Source organism: Varibaculum sp. C0165D1 (assembly GCF_056590355.1).
Window position 1 is genome coordinate 257153 of sequence record NZ_JBWPVY010000001.1, and the last position, 17650, is coordinate 274802.

Genomic DNA, 17650 nt, shown 5'->3' on the forward strand with positions numbered 1-17650 from the left:
CTATTAGTTCTTTGCGTCCGGATCGGTTTCCTCGGAAGAAGAATCTTTGGCCTCGTCACCTGAGTTTTCTTCTTCCTTAGAATCGTCCGCTAAATCCTTAACCTCTTCGTCTTTTTCCTCGCCGGTGCCGTCAACATGGTCCGCATCAGCATCGGGAGCAAAAGGCGGGTTTCCGACGCTAACGATAGCCCGAGAAGTCCACAGGGTTTCGGTGCCATCGGAAGTTTCCAATACGATTACGTCACCATCGGTTTCTACGTAGCGTCCATAAAAACCAGAGGTGGTCATTACCCAGGCGCCTGGCACCATATCATTTGCAAGTTTGTCGCGCTGCTCTGCCTGCTTCTTCTTGGCATTGCGTGAAGAAAAAACCATCATCACTAAGAACGCGGCGATAATCGCTAAAAGCAACCCACTACCCATTGTCAACCTTCCAATCTAAAATTCTTAACCGTAATGATTCTAAGCGTTAAAGGACGTCTGTTTCATCTTTAGGAGCCGTTTGGGGGGCGTTTTGTGACCAGTTGCCCCCTGATTCGCTGTCACTGAAGTCAAAAAGCGAGGCTTCGCTACCTGCCCGTGGCGGGGTCAAGCCCAAATGAGCAAAGGCATTAGGGGTAGCGATACGCCCCCGGGGAGTGCGGGCGATAAATCCCTCTCGCACTAGGTAAGGCTCGGATACGGTTTCTACGGTTTCTGGTTCCTCTCCCACCGATACCGCCAAAGTAGTCAGCCCTACCGGACCGCCGGCAAAGCGCTCACACAGCGCTTGCAAAACCGAGCGGTCCAAGCGATCCAGTCCGGCCGGATCTACTTCAAACAGGTCGAGGGCGGCTTTGGCAGCTTTCAAGGAAAGCGTGCCGTCCCCATGTACCTGGGCATAGTCGATAACCCGGCGCAGCAAGCGGTTAGCTATCCGGGGGGTACCTCGCGAACGCGCCGCCATCTCGGCGGCTGCCTGGGGATCTAGTTCGGCTTCCATTAGCCGCGCCGAACGGGTAAGTACCTGCTGTAATTCGGTGGAACTGTAATAGTCTAGGTGGGCGGTAAAGCCGAAACGATCACGCAAAGGTGCTGGCAGAAGCCCGGAACGGGTAGTTGCCCCCACGACTGTGAACGGCGGCAGAGTCAGGGGAATTGAGGTCGCCCCCGGACCTTTACCAACGACCACGTCTACCCGAAAATCTTCCATCGCCAGGTAAAGCATTTCTTCTGCAGTGCGTGCCAAGCGGTGAATCTCATCGATAAATAGGACGTCGCCCTCTTGTAGGGCAGAAAGTATTGCCGCTAAATCCCCGGCGTGTTGAATCGCCGGCCCGGAAGTTAGCCGCAGCGAAGTTCCAGTTTCGTGGGCGATAATCATCGCCAAAGTGGTTTTCCCCAAACCCGGAGGACCAGCTAAAAGCACGTGATCAGGGGTGGTACCGCGACCAAGCGCAGCTTTGAGCACCAGATCCAACTGGCGGCGAATCTTTTCTTGCCCTACGAAAGAATCCAGGTCTTTAGGGCGCAGCGCCGCTTCGGCGGCCCGCTCAACTTCGTCTGCCCCCGGCCCTACCGGAGAGCTAATCGCCCACTCGTTTGTTTCTTCCACTGCGCTCCCCTATGCGTGATGCTTGCCTAACAATTGTAAGGCCGCACGCAAAAGTTCGGGAACCCCTGCCTGCGGGTTAGCTTCGGCGGCCTCGTTAACCGCCTTTTGTGCCAGCGGAGTTCTCCACCCTAGTTGTTCGAGGGCGTGGCAAACTTCTTCCCTGCCAGCGCTGCTTATCCCGCCAGTGGGAGTAGTTCCCACCTGAGTAGGTTCGCCTAGTTTATCTCCGATTTCTACCAGGATTCGTTGCGCCGATTTCTTGCCTACCCCCGGAATTTGAGTAAGAGCCGCTAGATCACCTTGGGAAACCGCTGCCCGCAGCTCATCGGGACTAAAAACCGCCAGGGCGGCTAAGGCCAGTTTGGGTCCGATTCCCGACACCGTAATCAGGGTAGAGAAAATATCGCGTTCATCGGGTCCGGCAAACCCGAAAAGTAACCAAGCATCTTCCCGCACCACTAGGTGAGTTAAGATTTTGGCTTGCTCGCCCGCAGCTAGAGTCGACAAAGTAGCCGGGGTGGCGAAAAAAGTGTAGCCCACGCCCGCCACATCAATAGTGGCTTTATCTAGTCTGACTTCTTCGATGGTTCCCGATAAATGCGTAATCATATAATCTCCGCTAGCTGGCTACTGGTTATAAACGCTATCCTACTTGCCCTTATTTCGCCTAAGCCGGGGATCAACTGCGCCGGTGCGCCGACTTGTTGCCTGCGCCTGAGCCCATAATTTTTGGGCAGCAGTCAGATTCCCCCGCGAAGATATTTTGCCAGAGAGGGAAACATTCACGGTGCCATCCCGGCTCGCCCCCTGCAAACCATCGCGCCGCCAACCATGACAAATCGCGATCGCTAAGGCATCGGCAGCATCAGCGGGTCGCACCACTTTTTCCATCCGTAAAATTCGCTGCACCATATGCTGCACTTGGGCTTTACCCGCGACCCCGGAGCCGGTGACGGCAGCTTTAACTTCTGAGGGGGTGTGGATAGCTAACGGTAGCTGGTGAGCGGCGGCCTCGCTCATCGCTACCCCCATCACCCACATGGTGGAGGTAACCGATTGCACGTTATCTTGGGCGAACACCCGCTCAATGGACATAACTTCCGGTTGGTGTTCCTCGATAGCGGCTGCTATTCGCCGGCGAATTTTGTCTAGGCGAAAATGAGAGGCCATATTCTGCGGAGAGCGGGCAACCTCGACATGCACCAGCTGGGCGCGCCGCTGGGAATCCATATCGATAATTCCAATTCCGCAGCGGGTAAGACCGGGGTCAATTCCGATAATCCGCAAAGATATTGCCTATTCTTCTTCCTCGTATTGGGCCTGTACCTCGCGGCTCACCGAGAGATTAGTGAACACATCTTGCACGTCGTCACTATCTTCTAAAGCATCAATTAGCCGCATAACCTGACGATATTTAGCCAGATCTAGCTCTGCTTCGGTGGTGGCTTTCCACTGGGATTCTGCCGAGTCGTAGTCAATGCCGGCCTCTTGCAAGGCGGTGCGCACCTCAACTAGGTTCGTGGGATCGCAAATAACGGTGAAGGCTTCTGCGCCTTCCTCTACTTCTTCGGCTCCCGCATCCAGGACTGCCATTAAAATGGTGTCCTCGTCGACGCCCTCGCCCTTAGCTACTTCAATCGCCCCCACCCGGTTGAACAGGTAGGACACGGAACCGGGATCGGCCAAGTTGCCGCCGTTTTTACTAAAAGCAGTCCGCACATCGGCGGCCGCCCGGTTCTTGTTATCGGTCAGGCACTCTACCAGCATCGCTACCCCGCCCGGGCCATAGCCTTCGTAGGAGATAGTCTGCCAGTCTGCGCCGCCAGCTTCAGCGCCGGAGCCGCGCGCTACTGCGCGTTTGATGTTATCGGCCGGTACCGAGTTCTTCTTCGCTTTTTGGATCGCGTCAAATAGAGTGGGGTTTCCCGCGGGATCGCCGCCACCGGTACGAGCTGCTACCTCGATATTTTTAATCAAACGAGCAAATAGTTTGCCCCGCTTAGCGTCGATAGCCGCTTTCTTATGCTTGGTGGTAGCCCACTTTGAGTGACCCGACATTCGCTCTCCTTAATTCCGCTCGCGCAATTGCATTTCAAAATACAAGCCCGATTTTAGCGCCTTTGCGCCCTCAGCGTCTAAATAGCCTTAATCATAGACGCTGGGGCAGTTACCATCCCAACTACTTGCCCACTGCTGAGCCAGTTCCGGGAGGCAATTAGGATAAATAGTTTCCCGCTCGGCTAAATGCTTTAGTTCTGTAAGGGGAACCCAGCGGATATCCTCTAAAAGTTGCTTTTCCGAGGGCGTCCACATGGCGGGAAAAGCCTGGGGCGCATTCGCGTTTAAATGCACTAAAAAATAATGTTCTGCCTGGATAGCCCAAAGTTTTCGGAACCGAAGCAAAGATTCCCGGTAGAGTACCGGTCCTTGCAGCTGATCACGGTCAAGGGTGATTCCAGTTTCTTCTTTAAATTCCCGCAGAGCCGCCTGTTCGCGGGTTTCTCCGCCTTCTATCCCGCCCCCCGGGGTAAACCACCAGCGATGGGTGGGGTCAGAAAAATCGTGACCACTGATTAAAAGGATGCGCCCGCGGGAATCAAACGCCACTACCCGCGCAGCGTGGCGACCGGGGTAGCCATCATTATCGATCGGCCAGTCCGGTCCGAGCGGATTTTTTCCGGTAGGCGGAAAAGGGTTCGGGAGCGGACGCGGCACTCGAAAACTAGAACTCACCCTAGGCGCGCCCCATTCGGTAGGCACCCACCGCGCTGCTGGCGATAGCAAATTGCCTGCGGGCCTGCAGTAATTTCTTTACCGCTTCTTCGTTTTCTTTCTGGATACCTTCGGAAAGGCCGCGGTGGGAGCTGGCCACATAGTTCAATGCCAAGACTGTGGAGGCCTGTTGGAAATCAGAGAGCGCCCTGCGGGCGGCGGGAGAAATGGTGCGCGCCGAACGCCGGGCGCGGCGCCGGCCCGAAAGCGAACAGAGCATTTGCGCTTCCCGGACATCAATCCAGCCAGCCGCGATATAGGCTTGGAGACCAGTTTCGATGGCGTTACGTTGCCGTACCGACACTACCAGGTTGATTACTAACCAGGTTATGAACATCGGCCCCCAAAAAAACAGGTATGACACCACGAAGAGCAGCGCCGAATAGGTGGCCAATCCGTTCCAGGCGGCATGCAAACAAATCGCAGAAACCAAACCGGAAACCGGCAGAACAATGCGCATTTTAGGCGAGGCAATCCGGGTAAGCGCCATTCCCAGCGCCAGACCAAAAATCGAAGTGTAAACGGTGTGGCCGAAGGGGCCGAGCATCGCCCGCATAAAGAAAATCACGGGGAGTTGTTCGTAAAAACGCGCAAAGTAAAGCACATTTTCAGTGAAGGCAAAGCCTGCGGCTAGGATCCCGGCAATTACCACCCCATCGAGAGGACTTTTTACTGAGCGCCGCCTGGCCAACATGATGATTACTACCCCAAGGCCTTTTAAGGACTCCTCAATTATTGGAGCCACGATGGTGGCCAACAGCCCAAATGATTGGAAGGGAGTGGGGCCAAAATCTACCGACTGCAGTGCTTTCCCGGAAAAGGTATTTAACCCCAGGGCACAAACCGAAGCGATCCCCGCACCCCACAAAAACGCAATTACTAGCAACCACCAGGGTTTTGGCGCCCAGCGGTCTAGCCACACCATCACGATTACCACGATCGCCATAGGTACCAGGGCAGCGATTACTGCCCCGATGGTGGTGGTGATTGATTCCTCTGAGGAGATAAAAAGAGCGAAGTAGCTAAGTCCGCCTCCGGCCGCGATTAAACACAGTAGCTCTAACCAAGGGAAAGAACGTAGGCGGGAACGGGCGCTGGCTTTTTCAGCTCCCGGATCTACCAGTAACGGCTGCGTGGAAACCCGTTGGGAAATCGCTGGATGCGGGATCAAAGGATCAGCGGGCAAACTGAGAGCATCGAAACTGTAATCTTGCACTAGCTGCTCGGTAACCGGAGGATAGACGACGCCGGCAGTAGCTGGAGCGGGGTTAGCTGGTGGATACCCCGGATTCATTTGGCTCACCTATTCCTCCTTTGCCGAATCTGGGTCTATTCTAGCCGGGAATATAATATTTTCGCCTTCCCTGGGCTCAGCGACAGGACTGGAGTAACTAATCACCAGTGCTTCCATGACTTTTAAGACAGCGCTGATAGACCTGCAAGACTTGATCGGTAACTACCTCCCAGTCATAGCGCCGCGCCCCCTGATGACCACGGCTAGCTAAGGTGGCGGCCGCCTCGCGGTCTTCGCACACCGAAAGCAAACTCTTAGCGAGGGAGCGGGAGTCTTCGGAAGTGAAAATCTTCCCCAGCTTCCCCTGCTCCAAAACTGCGGTAAAGGCGGGAATCGAGGAAGCTACAACCAGGCAGTTGGCCGCCATCGCTTCTACCAGCACGATCCCGAAGGATTCTCCCCCAGTTTGCGGCGCGATATAGGCAGTCGCGGAGCTAAACAGAGAAGTTTTTTCTTTTTCGCTAAGCGCCCCCAAAAACTCTACGCTCTTTCCAAAAGGCTCCAGGCTAGCGCGAGCTCGACTAGCGGTACCGGGACCGGCAATCAGGAACCGCGCAGCCGGATATTTTTCTAACACCATCGGAATGGCTTCTACCAGGATCGCTAACCCTTTTCGGGGTTCATCTAGGCGCCCCAAGAAACAGAACACTGGCGATTCTTCGCTTTGCTGCCACTTTTGAGTGGGGCTTGCCTGCGCAAAAGCCCGATAGTCAACCCCGTTAGGAATCACGGTAGCGTCCCCGCCCTGGTAGCGCAGCAAGGTGCGCCGCGCCTCCTCAGAGACTGCGATTTGCGCGCTAAGTTTTTCTTTAACCGACTGCACCACCGGTTTACCCAAAGTGTAGAGCAAAGATTTCTCGATAGCGGCATGAAAAGTGCCGACCACCGGACAGCGCGCATGTTGCAGGGCGATTAACGATACCGAGGGCGTGGCCGGTTCGTGGACGTGCAAAATATCGAAGTCGCTGTTAATCACCCATTGGCGAGTGCGGGCTGCCACTCGGGGTCCGAATGCCAGGCGAGCTATGGAACCGTTGTAGGGGATGGCGAACGTTTTCCCGGCATTTTCGAATCCGCCCTCACTATATTCCGTTTCTACCGGGGCAAATACCGAGACTTCATGACCGCGTCGCCGGAGCTCTTCTGCCTGGTCACGTACGTGGAACTGTACTCCCCCCGGCACGTCATAGGCATAGGGACAAACGATTCCGATTTTCATGGCTGTGTCTCCTGCCGGGCGCGCTGACGAGCCCGCTGCAAGCGAGCCGGATCTAAATCAGCTACAAACAATTTTTGCAGCATGAACCAAGACTCGGGAGAATCCAGAATCATTTCCCCGACCCTGCTGACCCAATCTTTAGTCATAGTTTCTACTTTAGCTGGCTTTACCGGCCCAGAAATATTAATTACTATCCCCCACCGGCAGCGCGCGGCTCTTCTGCGAGCGCGCCCTAGTGGTTCTAGGGAAATATGCCCGCAATATAGAGGAGCATTAATATTCTGGGCGAGGGCGGCGGGACCGGCTGCTACCAGGGCTTTTGATTTCCCCAAGGTCACTTCCACCCCGCTGCCGGTAATATCGCGGTCAGCGAGCAAGGGGATCAGATAGTGTCCCTCCTGCGCAGCCCGAACTAAGTTAGTGAATGGTTTTTCGCCCTTTTCCACCGCGATTATTCGCATATTAGCCTGTTGTCGCACTTGGGTAAATGCCCGGAACAGTGCTTCCGGTTTTACTTTTTCAGCCACAGTCAGTACCGGTCTGACCTCTTTATTTGCAAAGTAACCAGCCAAATCCCAGTTACCGGAATGGGTGAGCGCTAAACAAACATTCCCGCGCGCGCAGTCTTCCAGCAAGGATTCCCGATCACCGCAGATGCGGACGCGGGCCAGGATTTGGGAAGGAGAGAATCCCCCCAACAAGGCGGTTTCGGAAAACAGCCGCATATAGCCTTTTAACCCCTGTCGCACAGTTTCTTCGATTTTATTTTCTGGGATCCCTAAATGTCGCAGATTTTTTCGATACTGTTTCGCGCCGGAAGTATCTATCTGGTAAAGCACTTCCCCGATCAGGTTCCCGATCCCTTGTGCTAGACAGAGCGGAATGTAGGAGAGTAACTTCAGACCGCTCCGCGCCAGCTGAGCGCTAGAAAATAGCTCAGTTTTCACTTATTTCAGGTGCTTTCTGACGTAAAGGATTCTTTGTACCACGGTCACGAAACTTGCGAAAGCTACCCAGGAAAGCGCAATCGGAAAACAGATCTCCGGCGCTCCCAGATCGGTTATGCCTGCCCCTACTAGGGCGACTACTAGGCGATCGGTGCGTTCCCCGATCCCCACTTTGGCGACCACTCCCAGGGCTTCACCGCGAGCACGCACATAGGGAACTGCCGCTGCCCCTACTAGGGCGCAAATAGCGGCGATAATAGTAGCGGTGCGGATTTCCCCGGGAGCCATTCCGCTGATCGCCCAGTACAGCAGAGAGCCAAAAATAGCTCCATCGGCTAGGCGGTCCAGAGAAGAATCTAGGAAGGCTCCAAATTCGCTGGTCTGATTGGTGAGTCGCGCCAAAACCCCATCGAGGGAATCCGCAAAAGCGGTTATCCCGATCAAGATTCCCCCCAGCGCTAAATATCCGCGCGCCAGCAGGCCCATAGCCAGCGCCATATTGATAACAGTCCCGGCAACAGTGACCATATTGGGGGTGACCCCCGCTTTGGCCAGTAACTTGGCGGGAGCAGTGAAAACAGCGCTTGCTAGACCGCGTCCGTGGTTTCCTAGCATTAGCTATCCTTGCCAGCCGTTAGCTATCTGTTCGCGCGCCTCTCCCAAAAGCTGGGGCACTGCTTTGGTGTGAGCAATCAGAGGGAAAAAATTGGCGTCTCCTCCCCAACGGGGAACAATATGTTGATGCAGGTGGCCAGCGATTCCGGCTCCGGCAACGTCGCCTTGATTTATCCCTAAGTTAAAACCGGCAGGGTTCGCCACCTGTTTGAGGGTTCTAATCGCTTGCGCGGTTACTTCCCCGAATTCGGCGCGCTCGTCCTCGTCCAGGTCAATGTATTCGGATACATGCCGGTAGGGACAGATCAACATATGCCCGGAGTTATAAGGGAAGAGGTTCATGAGGGCGAAGACTTTTTCTCCCCGGTAAACAATCAGGGCGTCCTCGTCGCTGCGATGGGGAGCGGCACAAAACGGACAGTCTTCACTTTTCTTGGTGGCCGGACGTGCCTCACCCGAGATATAAACCTGGCGATGGGGAGTCCATAGACGCTGGAAGGCGTCGGGAACTCCCCCGAAGCAGCGAGAATCTTCGGTCGGCAGCGCGCTAGAATCCGGCGAGGTCATAAGCTATTTCCGTTCTGCGATTGCGGCAGTGATCTTAGCGATTGCTTGCTCGATCGGTACCCCGTTTTCTTGGCTGCCGTCACGGTAACGGAAGGAAACCGCCCCCGCCTCGGCATCCTCGCCCCCGGCAATCAAGGTAAAGGGAATCTTATCTTTGGAGGCGTTACGGATTTTCTTCCCGAAGCGATCATCGGAGGTATCGACCTCTACCCGGACTCCTTGTTTGCGTAGCTGGTGTGCTACCTCAAACAGATAGTCGTTGAAGGCCTCGGCTACCGGTACGCAGCGCACCTGGACAGGTGCCAGCCAGGCGGGGAAAGCGCCCGCATAGTGTTCCAGGAGTACCCCAAAGAAGCGTTCTATCGAGCCAAACAGGGCGCGGTGAATCATCACCGGACGCTGATGGGAACCATCGGCAGCAGTGTAGGTAAGGTCGAAACGTTCCGGCAGGTTGAAGTCCAGCTGGATAGTGGACATTTGCCAGGTGCGCCCGATGGCATCTTTGGCCTGTACCGAGATTTTTGGCCCGTAGAAAGCGGCCCCGCCCGGATCCGGGACTAGTTTCAGTCCGGAAGCAGTCGCTACCTCTTCCAAGGTGCGGGTAGCTTCTTCCCAAGTGTCATCATCACCTACGAACTTGTCGGGATTCTTGGTGGACAGCTCCAGATAAAAATCCTCTAGCCCAAAATCTTTTAACAGATCCAGGACGAAAGTTAGCAGGCTGGCAAGCTCATCGCGCATCTGTTCGCGGGTGCAGTAAATGTGGGAATCATCTTGAGTGAATCCGCGAGCGCGAGTTAGTCCGTGCACCACCCCGGATTTTTCGTAGCGATAAACGGTGCCGAACTCGAAAAGCCGCAGCGGCAATTCCCGATACGAACGGCCTTTGGAAGCATAAATCAGGTTATGCATAGGGCAGTTCATGGGTTTCAGATAGTAGTCTTGCCCCTGCTTGGTGATATTGCCTTCCTGGTCGTGTTCTTCGTCCAGGTGCATGGGCGGATACATACCATCGGCATACCAATCCAGGTGACCAGAGGTTTTGAACAGATCCGCCTTGGTGATGTGGGGACTGTAAACAAAGGAATATCCGGATTCGATATGCCGCTTGCGGGAATATTCTTCCATTTCGTTGCGGATTATCGCGCCTTTGGGGTGGAATACCGGCAGACCAGAGCCAATCTCGTCCGGGAAAGAGAACAGATCCAATTCGCGTCCCAGTTTGCGGTGGTCGCGCCGCTCGGCCTCACGAATCCGGGTTTGATAGGCGACGAGATCATCTTTGCTGGCCCAGGCGGTGCCGTAGATGCGCTGCAGGTGATCATTTGCTTGATCGCCTTTCCAATAGGCGGCAGACGACTTGGTCAGCGCGAAACCGTTACCGATATAGCGAGTATTCGGCACATGCGGGCCGCGGCAAAGATCCTTCCAGGCACACTCGCCGGAACGCTCAACATTGTCATAAATGGTTAGTCCGCCGGCCCCTACTTCTACGCTGGCACCCTCGGCCTGATCCGGGCCGTGACCTTTGGTTTCAATCAGTTCCAGTTTGTAGGGCTGATCAGCGAGTTCCTGGCGGGCTTCCTCGTCGCTTACTTCCCGCCGCACAAAACGCTGCCCACTTTTAACGATTTTCTTCATCCGTTTTTCCAGGTCTTTTAAGAACTCGGGAGTTACCGGATCGATATTGCCAAAATCGTAGTAAAAACCGTCAGTGATGTAGGGGCCTACTCCCAGGTTGGCATCGGGGTAAACCTGTTGCACAGCTTGGGCGAGAACGTGGGTAGCGGAGTGGCGAATAATTTCTAGTCCCGCCTGGCTATCAGCGGTAATCGGTTCTACCTGCGCACCCTCGGGCAAGGTACGCGCCAGGTCCCAGGCTTCCCCCGCGACCCGCATAGCGACCACGCTGCGGTCTTTGCCCCACAAATCCAGGCCGGTGCAAGTGGCAGCTACCTCTTTAGTTTCCCCTGCAATCTGGACATTGATTAGCCCTGCTGCCTCTGCTGCCACGTTTGATCCTCCTAGTTACGGATTAAGTTATTACCTGGCTATTCTACCTAGGTGCTCATTGCGATTAAAATGAAGCCGTTTCTACTTACCCTACTAGCGGAGGGCAGTTCTACGCTCGTTGGTCGATACGCGCCCAGTCCTACCGGCGCTTTGCATTTGGGGAATCTGCGCACCGCCCTAATCGGATGGGCGCTGGCTCGGCAAGGCGACGGGCGTTTCGTGCTGCGTTTTGAAGATTTAGATGCCCGCTCGCGCGAGCAATTTCGCGCCCTGCAGCTGGCAGATTTAGCAGCCCTCGGGATTGATTGGGACGGGGAACCTTTGGTGCAATCAAGTTGTCTCCGGCGTTATGAGGAGGCGCTTGCGCAGCTGGAAGCGGCGGGCCTGGTGTATGAATGTTACTGTTCGCGCCGGGAACTGTCGCAGATTGCCTCGGCCCCGCATACTCCTCCGGGAGCATATCCGGGGTATTGCCGGGGTCTCACCCCCACCCAGCGCGCCCGGAAGCGGGAAGAACTGACGGCGACAGGACGCGGCCCTGCGCTTCGCCTGCGCAGCAATCAAGAAACTTTGACCTTCACGGATACGGTTTACGGGCCCCAGACCGGGGTAGTTGATGATTTTGTGCTCCGCCGCTCGGACGGAGTGTTTTCCTATAACTTTGTTTGTGTAGTTGATGATGCCTATCAAGGGGTCTCCCAGGTGTGCCGCGGCCGGGACTTGCTTTCTTCGGTTGCCCGGCAGAACTATCTGCATCAGCTATTAGGCTCTACTCCGCCCAACTGGGTGCATGTTCCCCTGGTGCTGAATCAAAAAGGAGAACGGCTAGCTAAACGGGATGGGGCGGTCACTTTAGAGCAGCTACGCGCCTGCGGAATCGAAAGCCCGCAGGTGATTTCCACGATGGCCACTTCCCTGGGTTTCCCGCCCGCCAAAACGTCCGAGGAATTTCTTGCCCACTTCGACTTGGGGAAAATGAGTCGCGAAGATTGGCGTTATCTGCCCCCCACGGTAGGAAGACAGTGCTTTAGGAAGAAAACACCTGCTGGATGCCTTGCTCGCGCATGATATTTTTTGCTGCTTCTACCTGTTCCTTAGTGGGCACCGGGGTATCTTCTAGCTGGTAGTGCAGCCCCAGGTTTTCCCATTTGTCCCGAGCCATCTGATGGAACGGTAAGATCTCGAGTCGTTCCAGGTTTGGCCAACGCCGGGCAATCTGCGCTACATTCGAGACATTTTCCGGGTCATCAGTTAAACCAGGTACCAACACGAAACGCACCCACACTGGGACTTTGGCTTCAGCTAGACGGTCTCCGAAAGTAATCGTGGGGGCGAGGGCGCGTCCAGTCACTTGGTTGTAGGTGGCTTCGTCTCCACTTTTGACATCCAAGAGCACTAAATCCAGATTCTTTAGGTCGACAGCGCTCAAATTAGCTCCTAGGAATCCGGAGGTATCTAGGCAAGTATGGATACCTTCCTGGTGACATTTCTCCAGCAGGTTCCGCACAAAGTTCGTCTGCATCAAGGCTTCGCCACCGGAAATAGTCAGCCCTCCTCCGGTGACCCTAAAAATAGCGCGATAACGTTTTACCAGCTTAAACACATCGGTGAGGGTGACTGCATGCCCAGAACGCATCTGGAAAGTATCCGGGTTGTGGCAGTACTGACAGCGCAGAGGACAGCCAGATAAAAACAGGGTCAGCCGGGTACCGGGGCCGTCTACGGCGGTAACCAGTTCCCAGGAGTGCACCGAAGCTAGCTTGCCTTCGCGGACAGCCTGGTTATGCTGGGATCGGCTCATTTCAGGGGCTTCTTGTAGCATCCCTAATCCGAAGCGGCGCGTGCGAGGAACCTGGTCTTCTAGTGGCTCAGGAGCATATTCACCGGTAATCCCATCAGCACCGATACCGATATTTTCGGATCCGCTACCCAGCTCCATTAACTCTGCCTTGCCCTATTTGTACCCATCCGTAACTACCTAACCTCTTCAGAGACAAGGCGGGCATCTCCTTACGGAAGGAAGCTACCCGCCCTGCGCTGATAGTTAATGACTAGAGCTGGCTATGGAAGGTACGGGAGATAACATCTAGTTGTTGTTCCCGAGTTAGTTTCACAAAGTTAACTGCATAGCCGGAAACTCGCACCGTCAGCTGGGGGTATTTTTCCGGATTTTTCATCGCATCTTCTAAAGTATCTCGATTTAGTACATTGATATTCGCATGGTAGAGCCCTTGAACTCCCCCACGGGCTTCGCGATTGGCTTTCATGGAAGCGAGTCGCTCCTCAAAAGTCTTAACACTCATGGTTTCTCCTATACTTGTTTGTTTCGTGATTATTTCTGGTTCTGATTCTGATCTAACCGGCTGCGCCTACGCCTCATAAAAGCGCCCGGTGTCGTTTTAGGCGAGAGTTTTCAGGAGGAAGAGTCTTGGGGAATGAAACCGGCGTCCATAATCCCCACCAGGTTCTGGATTTGTTCCTCTGGGGTTCGTCCCAGTGAAGAGGGCACGATGGTGTTGGTCAAAGAGATACCATCCAAAGCGTCATTGTAGTCCAGCTTTCCAACCGAAAGCATTGAGGCCAACATTCCGTGGGAATCCGCCCCATTTTCCGGGTTGGCTCCGGGAGCGAAGGGAGTTCCGGCCTCATGTCCCGAGGGGAAAGCCCCGGTGGCTTTACCGTAAACCACATTGGAGGTGATAGTAAGCACAGACTGGGTAGGAATCGCATCTCGATAGAGTTCTATTTCTTTGATCTTTGCCATTACAGTGTGCACGATAGTGGCGGCAATGTCATCTACCCGGTCATCGTCATTACCGTAGCAAGGGAAGTTCCCCTCGGTGTGGTAGTCCACCACCAAACCGGTTTCGTCACGGATCGGGGTTACCTTCGCATATTTGATAGCTGACAGGGAGTCAGCCACAATCGACAGTCCCGCGATTCCGCAGCCCATAGTGCGTACAATCGCGCTGTCATGCAGAGCCATTTCCATGTATTCGTAGGCGTAACGGTCGTGGCAGTAGTGAATAATGTTGAGGGCCTCTACATAGGTGCCCACTACCCAGTCCAACATTTTTTCGTAACGTTCCCAAACGTCATCGAAGTCCAGGGGGCCGTCACCGGCAATCCCCTCATGTCCGGAAACTATTTGTTTACCGGTTACTTCATCACGTCCGCCGTTAATCGCGTAAAGCAGGGTTTTAGCCGCGTTTACCCGCGCGCCGAAGAACTGCATTTGTTTACCGACTTTCATAGGGGAAACGCAGCAGGCAATCGCGGCGTCATCTCCCCACTGGCGGCGAATCTGATCATCCGCTTCATATTGGATGGAGGAAGTTTCGATGGAAATCTTGGCGCAGAACTCTTTATATCCTTGCGGTAAACGGGGAGACCAAAAAATGGTGATATTGGGTTCGGGTGCCGGCCCTAAGTTATTTAACGTTTGTAATAGTCGGAAGGAAGTCTTGGTGACGAGGGTGCGTCCATCCTCCCCGAAACCCGCATCAGACCAGGTAGCCCAGTAGGGGTCACCGGAAAAGATTTGGTCATAGGCTTCGGTACGCAAGAACCGCACGATCCGCAGTTTAACCACCAAGGCGTCAATGATCTCTTGAGCGCCCTGTTCATCCAGGGTGCCCTCCGCGAAATCACGCTCAAAGTAGCAGTCAAAGAAAGCCGAAAGGCGCCCAATAGACATGGCGGCCCCGTCTTGGCTTTTCACTGCGGCCAAGTAGCCGAAATAGGTCCATTGCACGGCCTCTTTAGCGTTCTTCGCCGGGCAAGAAATATCGAAACCGTAGCTGGCAGCCATGGTTTTTAGCTTCTTCAACGCCTTGATCTGCTCGGAGTGTTCTTCCCGGTAGCGCGCCCAGTGCTCAGTGAAGGGCTTGTCGGCAACTTTGTCTTTATCTTCCTGTTTCCAAGCAATTAGCTGGTCAACCCCGTAAAGGGCGACGCGTCGATAGTCACCGATAATCCGGCCGCGTCCATAGGCATCGGGTAGACCAGTAATGATATGAGAGGAACGAGCTGCCCGAATTCGGGGAGTATAAATATCAAATACCGCGTCATTATGAGTCTTGCGGTAACGAGTAAAGATTTCTTTTACTTCCGGATTGATTTCTTTTCCGGCTTCTTTAATCGCGGTTTCTACCATGCGCCACCCGCCGTTGGGCATCATCGCCCGCTTTAAGGGGGTATCGGTTTGCAATCCAACAATTACGTCATCTTCTTCACTGATGTAACCGGGCCCGAAAGCATCAATATCGGCCGGAGTGTCGGTGTCAACATCAAAGACTCGTTTTTGACGTTCTACCGAAAGATAGTTTTCCTCGAGCGCTTGCCAGAGTTTTTGGGTTTTGGAGGTCGGTCCACTTAAGAAGGCTGCATCACCCTGGTAGGGAGTGTAGTTTTTTTGAATAAAATCGCGAACATCGATTTCTTTATTCCATTTTCCATCGTTGAAAGCTCGCCAAGCATCGGCCGCGGACGTTTCTACGGTAGTAGACATAAATTTTTCAGCTCCTCCGGCAGGATCGCCGCCAGTAAGGGTGTTTATTGTTGCAGATATATTTTCTCAAATTAAGATCGTACACACACCCCTAAATAGATAAGTGCAACCTAAGTCATAGATTAAACTCAGGTCGCTTCTATCCCCGGTGGGAACGCAGCGGCTCTCCCCCATAAAAGTCGCCGAGGGCGCGCTCTTTATATGCCGGGTAATCGCCCTCAATAATGGATTGTCTAATCCCGCGTACCAGCTGCACAGTGAAGTATTCATTGTGAATAGTCGCCAGGGTAAAACCCAACATTTCTTTAGCTTTGAACAGGTGGTGCAGGTAGGCGATGGAATAGTTCTGGCAGGTGTAACAGTTACAGCCCGCTACCGGGGCCTGGAAGTCCCGTTTAAATTCGGAGCGGGTCAGGTTGAAGCGCCCATAGCGCCCATAGAGTCCGCCGTTGCGTCCTATTCGGGAGGGATTCACGCAATCAAAAGTGTCTGCTCCGGCTTCTACCCCGGCGAAAATATCGTCCGGTTCGCTAAGTCCTAGCAGGTGGCGGGGCTTATCTTCCGGGAGTTCTTGGCAAACCCAATCCACGATAGTAGCCAGGTTTTCTTTCTCAAAAGCGCCCCCGATTCCAAAACCATCAAAGCTACGCCCTGCCACTTCCATCCCGGACAAGTCGCGGGCAGCTTTACGCCGTAAGTCTTCATATTGTGCCCCTTGGATAACCCCATACAGCATTTGATAAGGCTTATCGGCACGTTCCTGAGTGAGGCGCTCATGTTCAGCTAGGCACCGCTCGGCCCAGCGCCGAGTGCGCTCCAAGGATTCCACCTGGTATTCGCGGGAGTTAAGCAAAGTGGTGAGCTCATCGAAGGCCATCATAATATCGGCGCCCAATTGGTGCTGAATCTGCATGGACACTTCGGGAGTAAATCGATGCCGGGAACCGTCCAGGTGGGAGCGGAAAGTAACCCCCTCGTCATCTACGTGGGCGTGCCGTTCCTTCTTGTCTGCCACCGTATGATCAGCCCGTCCCGAGCCGGTGAACTCGCCCGAAAGTACTTTCTTATAGCCAGAACCTAGGGAGAGTACCTGGAAACCGCCGGAGTCGGTAAAAGTGGGGCCATCCCAGTTCATAAAGCGAGCTACCCCTCCTGCCTGGTCTATAACCTCAGGCCCCGGCTGTAGGTAGAGGTGATAGGCGTTAGCCAGGATCGCGGCTGCTCCTAACTCTTTCATGGTTTCCGGCAGCACCGTTTTCACCGTGGCTTTGGTGCCTACCGGAATAAAGGCGGGGGTAGGAATATCGCCGTGTGGGGTGTGAATAATGCCGGCTCGTCCTCCTCTGTCCGGCAGCCCTGCCACTTTAGTGAAGGTCAAGACCGTACCCCTCATGTTTCTTTACCCGGGAAATAACCAGATAAGTAAAGGGCAGGCACAGGATTTCTACCGCGCATTTATAGAGGTAGCCGCCGAGGAAAATATAGATCAGCAGCTGGGAGAAACTCATGATTCCCCCAAATGCGATAGTACAAAACACGATGGAATCGACCAGTTCGCCTGCCAAGGTGGAGGTCACTAGGCGCACCCAGAGATTATCCTCGCCCCAACGCTCCTTGATTTTCACCAATACGTAGGCGTTAAGCCAGTTGCCAAACACATAACCGGCCATAGAAGCGATTACGATCCGGGGAACAAACCCCAGGACGCTCTGGAATGCTTCGTTATTTTGGTAAGAGGCTTCGGGAGGGAGCATCCCCACTACCCAGAATGTCAGGGAGGCCATTACGGAAATCACGAAGCCCATCAGGATGGCGCGTTTAGCAGCGCGCAGTCCCCAAACCTCACTGATTACGTCCCCGAGGACGTAGGTGAGGGGGAAAGTAATAGCTCCCCCGTCAAAAACAACCGGCCCCAGCTGAATCGCCTTAGTGGCGCAAATATTGGCGATCAATAAGAATGCCACAAAAAAGATCACGCAAATATCAAACAGACCACGCGGGCTGCGCGCAAAGATCGCGGCGTTAGTCGCCGCAGAAGCACTTTTTTCGAGGTCACCGGGCTGCGGAGGTGCAGATTCGTCAAATTTCGTCATAGTTGTCACCAGCCTAATCTAGCAGC

At 54.4% G+C, this 17650-nt stretch carries 18 protein-coding genes; 1 reads left to right on the forward strand and 17 read right to left on the reverse strand.

The genetic code is table 11. From position 1 onward, the window contains the following. Nucleotides 1–3 precede the first annotated feature (3 nt). From AC1EKS_RS01140 to thrS, 12 genes are all read right to left on the reverse strand, one after another. Nucleotides 4–423, reverse strand: coding sequence for a preprotein translocase subunit YajC (locus tag AC1EKS_RS01140; RefSeq protein WP_481008504.1), 420 nt, complete (start codon nt 421–423; stop codon nt 4–6). 46 nt (nt 424–469) lie between these two features. Next, nucleotides 470–1594, reverse strand: coding sequence for a Holliday junction branch migration DNA helicase RuvB (gene ruvB / locus AC1EKS_RS01145; protein ID WP_481008436.1), 1125 nt, complete (start codon nt 1592–1594; stop codon nt 470–472). 9 nt (nt 1595–1603) lie between these two features. Beyond that, complete coding sequence (gene ruvA / locus AC1EKS_RS01150; RefSeq protein WP_481008437.1) at nt 1604–2203, reverse strand: Holliday junction branch migration protein RuvA; 600 nt, start codon at nt 2201–2203, stop codon at nt 1604–1606. Between the two features lie 39 nt (nt 2204–2242). After that, nucleotides 2243–2881: a crossover junction endodeoxyribonuclease RuvC gene (locus tag AC1EKS_RS01155; RefSeq protein ID WP_481008438.1), complete on the reverse strand. Its 639-nt coding sequence runs from the start codon at nt 2879–2881 to the stop codon at nt 2243–2245. Between the two features lie 9 nt (nt 2882–2890). Further along, nucleotides 2891–3652 (reverse strand): YebC/PmpR family DNA-binding transcriptional regulator, encoded by a 762-nt coding sequence (locus tag AC1EKS_RS01160; RefSeq protein WP_481008440.1) that lies wholly within the window; start codon nt 3650–3652, stop codon nt 2891–2893. 87 nt (nt 3653–3739) lie between these two features. Then, nucleotides 3740–4309, reverse strand: coding sequence for an NUDIX hydrolase (locus AC1EKS_RS01165; protein ID WP_481008441.1), 570 nt, complete (start codon nt 4307–4309; stop codon nt 3740–3742). A 19-nt stretch (nt 4310–4328) separates the two neighbouring features. Then, on the reverse strand, nt 4329–5660 hold the full coding sequence (locus AC1EKS_RS01170; protein ID WP_481008505.1) for a PrsW family intramembrane metalloprotease: 1332 nt from the start codon (nt 5658–5660) through the stop codon (nt 4329–4331). A 97-nt stretch (nt 5661–5757) separates the two neighbouring features. After that, on the reverse strand, nt 5758–6879 hold the full coding sequence (locus tag AC1EKS_RS01175) for a glycosyltransferase family 4 protein (RefSeq protein WP_481008442.1): 1122 nt from the start codon (nt 6877–6879) through the stop codon (nt 5758–5760). Next, nucleotides 6876–7826 (reverse strand): phosphatidylinositol mannoside acyltransferase, encoded by a 951-nt coding sequence (locus AC1EKS_RS01180; protein ID WP_481008443.1) that lies wholly within the window; start codon nt 7824–7826, stop codon nt 6876–6878. Before AC1EKS_RS01180 ends, AC1EKS_RS01175 begins: the two co-directional genes overlap by 4 nt. Beyond that, nucleotides 7827–8441, reverse strand: a complete 615-nt coding sequence (pgsA, locus tag AC1EKS_RS01185; RefSeq protein ID WP_481008444.1) for a phosphatidylinositol phosphate synthase — start codon at nt 8439–8441, stop codon at nt 7827–7829. A gap of 3 nt (nt 8442–8444) precedes the next feature. Continuing rightward, a complete protein-coding gene (locus tag AC1EKS_RS01190; protein WP_481008445.1) occupies nt 8445–9008 on the reverse strand; it encodes an HIT family protein in 564 nt (187 codons plus the stop codon). 3 nt (nt 9009–9011) lie between these two features. After that, entirely contained in the window at nt 9012–11021 is a 2010-nt protein-coding gene (gene thrS, locus AC1EKS_RS01195) for a threonine--tRNA ligase (RefSeq protein ID WP_481008446.1), read from the reverse strand. 51 nt (nt 11022–11072) lie between these two features. On the opposite strand from thrS, the gene gluQRS reads away from it, so the two are divergent. Then, a complete protein-coding gene (gene gluQRS, locus AC1EKS_RS01200) occupies nt 11073–12089 on the forward strand; it encodes a tRNA glutamyl-Q(34) synthetase GluQRS (RefSeq protein WP_481008447.1) in 1017 nt (338 codons plus the stop codon). Here the strand turns inward: gluQRS and pflA are convergent. From pflA to AC1EKS_RS01225, 5 genes are all read right to left on the reverse strand, one after another. After that, the gene (gene pflA, locus AC1EKS_RS01205) at nt 12049–12960 is read right to left on the reverse strand and encodes a pyruvate formate-lyase-activating protein (protein ID WP_481008448.1); all 912 of its coding nucleotides are present in this window, start codon (nt 12958–12960) and stop codon (nt 12049–12051) included. The genes gluQRS and pflA overlap by 41 nt on opposite strands. Before the next feature lie 112 nt (nt 12961–13072). Further along, a complete protein-coding gene (grcA2, locus tag AC1EKS_RS01210) occupies nt 13073–13324 on the reverse strand; it encodes an autonomous glycyl radical cofactor GrcA2 (protein ID WP_481008449.1) in 252 nt (83 codons plus the stop codon). A 110-nt stretch (nt 13325–13434) separates the two neighbouring features. Further along, nucleotides 13435–15531, reverse strand: coding sequence for a pyruvate formate lyase family protein (locus AC1EKS_RS01215; protein ID WP_481008450.1), 2097 nt, complete (start codon nt 15529–15531; stop codon nt 13435–13437). 139 nt (nt 15532–15670) lie between these two features. Next, the gene (gene tgt, locus AC1EKS_RS01220; RefSeq protein WP_481010167.1) at nt 15671–16924 is read right to left on the reverse strand and encodes a tRNA guanosine(34) transglycosylase Tgt; all 1254 of its coding nucleotides are present in this window, start codon (nt 16922–16924) and stop codon (nt 15671–15673) included. Beyond that, nucleotides 16896–17633, reverse strand: a complete 738-nt coding sequence (locus tag AC1EKS_RS01225; RefSeq protein WP_481008452.1) for a queuosine precursor transporter — start codon at nt 17631–17633, stop codon at nt 16896–16898. The genes tgt and AC1EKS_RS01225 overlap by 29 nt, the downstream gene beginning before the upstream one ends. Nucleotides 17634–17650 lie beyond the last annotated feature (17 nt).